Origin of the sequence: Bradyrhizobium sp., from assembly GCF_049581145.1 — a bacterium.
Taxonomy (GTDB): Bacteria; Pseudomonadota; Alphaproteobacteria; order Rhizobiales; family Xanthobacteraceae; genus Bradyrhizobium.
In genome coordinates this window covers 1-2106 of record NZ_JBAURI010001261.1, presented here as the reverse complement: position 1 = coordinate 2106, position 2106 = coordinate 1, and the positions used below count along the sequence as shown (strand labels likewise).

Below are 2106 nucleotides of genomic sequence, written 5' to 3'. Positions count from 1 at the left end.
GTGCCCAAAAGAACGCCGGTTTGCGAAAGATAGTTACCGTTGCTGTCGGTGTTCCAGATGATGAAGGAGCCGCCGAGCTGCCAGGCGACTTCGTAGCCGCTCGCCGTCTGCACGGCGGCAACCGGAGTCCAGCCGTCGAACCCACCTGCCACGACGGCTGCGCCATTCAGCTGCAGATGCGGCCCGTTTCCGCTGTTGTTCTCAAGCGCGTACTGATCGGCGACCGCGACCAGCGAGGTCGTGCCGTCGGATTCGACCAGGGTTGACGTGACGCCAATCGTCCCGTCGCCATTGAAATCTTGATGGAAAACGGACTCGGCAACTTCCAGTGCGGTGCTGGTGCTCGAGAGAATGCCGGACTGAGAGAGATAGTTGCCGTTACTGTCCGTGTTCCAGATAATGAAGGAGCTGCCGAGCTTCCAGGCGACTTCGTAGCCGGTCGCGGTCAGGGCAGCGCCGACCAGTGCCCATGGACTGAGTTGGCCCGCGACTACAGGAGCGCCGTTAAGTTGCAGAAATGGCCCGTCTCCGCTCACATTCTCCAGCGCAAATTGATCTCCGACCTCGACCAGCCGGGTCGGGCCAAACCCGTTGGTATCGACCTGAATCACCACCGCCGGAGAAACCCAACCCAGGGCATCCATCAGCTGGATATCGGTCGGCGACAGCGTATTGGTTTCGCCCGGCGTGCCGGTACCGAAGACGTCAAGTTGGGTGAAATCGGCGGTATCGCCGCCATTGACGTGAGAGCTTCCGCTGTACTCGTTGTTGAACGACAGGCTCGATAGCGTCGTACCGCCATTGTAGGAGAAGTAGGTCGTTAGACCATCACGGCCGTCGCTGTAGTCGGCCACTCCGGACGAGTTGTAACGGAACAGGTCCATGACGCTCCAGAAGCTATTCTGGTCGCCCAGCCCCCCGATCCGCCCCATGCCGCCTTCGGAAATCTCGTGCGTCAACGCATTGGTGACGTCCTGCCCGTAGCTCCAGTTGTAGCTTGTGTTCAAGGTCACCGTGTCGTCGGGAGATTCACTGACCGTGGTCAGTCCGAGCATCCGCGCATAAGGCAGCGCCAGTTTAAATCCGGCTCCGCCGGATGGATCCGACGAAGGCAGATCGGCGACGGCCTGCTGCAAATAGATGTCGGTCGGCTCTCGCGACGCGAGCGAGGTCAGCGCGCTTTTCAGCGTCGCATAGCTGACCGAATCCACAAAGAAGCTGTTGCTCGCGAGTTCGCCGTTTTTTCCCTCGGCCGCAGCCGTGAAGGACTCGTTGATCGTGACCGCATTGCTCCACTCGCCCGCGATCGTCTGTTCCGCCGCCAGGGCGCAATTGATGTAGGCCTGCGAAAGTCCCGCCGCGAAGGTGTTGTTGAAGACAATGCCGCTGCCGGCGAAGCTGACGGTTTCGGTGAGCGAGCCGTCGGCCTGCGTCGTGGCCTGCGTGATCGTGACCCCGCTGCCTGTCGTTGCGGCTGCGTCGGGAACGGCGGCTTGGCTGACGTCCTGGGACGAAATCGGCGATCCGGTGCCCACGTCGTCAGACACAAACGTAATTGTCCCAACGGAGGTCGCGCCGTCCGCACTCGTAGCCGCGGCGCTACTCGGGCCCGGTTGCGCCACGACGGCTGATGCGCCGACGGCCGCTAGCGGATCCGCGCCGATGCCCGAATGATCGGGCAACGGCAGATTTGGAATCTGCACATCCGCGTCGCTTGAAAGGTCGACGAAATCGAAGGTGTCGGAAAAGCCGTCATCGAGGCCGCCATGATGATGCCACCTGATGAATGACCCTCCACCGCGCAGTGGCATGACGACCCTCAACTCCGCAACGACTTCGTTGCCAAACGCCCCACGAACAAGCTCTGGATGATGAATCGAGCACTTCGCCTGCAAATCTTACCCGGCCGGGTCATTATACGCAATTGGAGGTGGCATCAACAACGATTAATCGAAGGTTGTATTCCAGTTACACGCCTCTTTGAATTGCAGCTACCACGACTTTATCTCAGCCGCATAACGATCGATCAGGCCGCCGACCTCCAGCGGATCGTACCCCCACTGCGTTATCGCCCGCTCGGAGCAGAGCGTGAAGGAGGACTTCGCC

1 pseudogene is annotated in these 2106 nt (G+C 60.6%); it reads right to left on the bottom strand.

Annotated elements, in window-relative coordinates:
• Window positions 1-1895 (bottom strand): annotated as a pseudogene (locus WCB02_RS39995) (hypothetical protein); the annotation flags it as partial.
• Window positions 1896-2106: the final 211 nt, after the last annotated feature.